The following is a 1,797-nucleotide window of genomic DNA, read 5'->3' on the forward strand; positions in this document are numbered from 1 at the left end:
ATTAGGTCAAAACCCTATACTCATTAGGAAGTAGCGGCTTCAACCCTATAAATGTTTTAACTTTTATGAAACGAAAACCTGTCAATGCTGAACCGTTCAACCCACAATTAAATGAATAAAAATCCATAATTAATGAATTTAAAATCAAAGGTAAGTCATGGGACTGGAACGGGCGATACTTACTGTTAACATTCTCTCTTTTTCGAACGGTGATATTTTCAGCAACAAAAACCTATACACAACATCATCACCCTTCTCACTTTTTCCGATAAAAATCAGCTGTCACCCATCGATTTTACTCTCTCGATCTGACGATTGACATCGTTAATCGCAGTGTCACAGATCATGGATTTCATCCTGAGATTGCTCAGGTGTTCTGCGGTCTTTTCTGCCCGCCGGGTGTAAGTGCTGTGCTTTGCATCATACCCATCAATAGTCTGGACGATGTCTTTCATCAACGCCGTTCGGCAGCGTTCGGCCAGAGACACCCCATCACGGGTCCCTTTTTTCAAGGCATTTTGATACTCTTTCAACACAGCATATGCATGACAATAATCGATGAGGGTGCTCTGCCATTTCTTCCCTTGTATACTGGGTATTTCCCTTTCAATGTGTTTTCTTCGGCCACAAACGCGTTGCGTGCCAAAATATTTTTTGGCGTAAGCATCCGCCGAAAGGTGACTTTTCCATGTGGTAGGCCCACATCCAAGATCTTTAGCGCTGTAAATTTTGTTATCCACCGCCAATCGCAGAACATAATCCAGGTCAGACATTTTTTTCTGCGCATGGTGCGTAATTTCACGAAGCTGGTTATAAAGGTAAGCGACATTTTTCTTGGTTTCTGACAAATTATCGTTTGCTTTCTTTATTACCGTCTCAGCATCATCATCGCGCAATACGTTTAACTGCAAATGACACGCCTCACGTTTATGTTTGAATAAATCAGCGTTATCCACATTAAGGGCTCTGATCCCTGAGTGTTTCAAAATCTCTTTTTCAATTAATGATTTTTCAATTTTTATCTGATTTTGATTATTCCTATAACGACTGATGTAGTGCTCTCTCACATTGGGGTCCTTGGTGACCCGTTTTTTTAACGCCTCGGCTATTTCCACCAATTTTTCTTTTTTCTTGTCATAATGTTTAGATTGCTGTTTCATCAGTTTTTCGTGCAAAGGCGCAAGCCTTTTATCCACATCATGCTGGTCTCTGATGTTCATTCGTTTAAATAAATCAATGCCATTAGTGGCGAATTCTATTTTTTTCGCCACTTTCCCCATGTTGTCTAACGCCTCATGGCTTATTCTATCCTGACGGACAAGGGATAGGTAGGTAGACATAAATATATTGACATCCACAGGCTCAAATTTAATAGGCATAGCGTCGATATAATCCTGCTAAAAAGAATATTAGAAAAGCCATGATGTAATGTTATCGGCACATTGTATTCCATAAAGCGTTCATTAAATTTGGCATTTTTTATTAATCTTAAAACCAATAAAGCAGTCAGATAAATTACACCGACTTTAGCACCGCGAAGGCATCCTCCCTTTGACGTCTCGCTGGTCGCAGAGAGTGTGTCATATCGACCTGACGTCAGAACAGACGTAAACCGTTTCCATGCTGGTCTAAAAATGTACACAGGCAATATTTTCGTGGGGCCGATCGACAAATCGCGACAAGAAATCAGTGCAATCTCTTCCGCTTACCACTATTCTCTGACAAACGGTAGTCACCTGCGTATTTTCATCTGGTGAATGCCGTAAAAATAACATTACACAAACGTAAAATGACGCG

Annotated in this window: 1 protein-coding gene; it reads right to left on the reverse strand. The window is 40.5% G+C overall.

The features are described from left to right. Positions 1 to 275: 275 nt before the first annotated feature. Positions 276 to 1,379, reverse strand: a complete 1,104-nt coding sequence (locus J5224_RS26380; protein WP_264628133.1) for a hypothetical protein — start codon at positions 1,377 to 1,379, stop codon at positions 276 to 278. Positions 1,380 to 1,797: the final 418 nt, after the last annotated feature.

It is taken from the genome of Candidatus Symbiopectobacterium sp. NZEC135, from assembly GCF_025962695.1.

Excerpts from the sequence above, each read along its gene's own strand:
- J5224_RS26380 (WP_264628133.1), bottom strand. The coding sequence starts at position 1,379 with ATGCCTATTAAATTTGAGCCTGTGGATGTCAATATATTTATGTCTACC.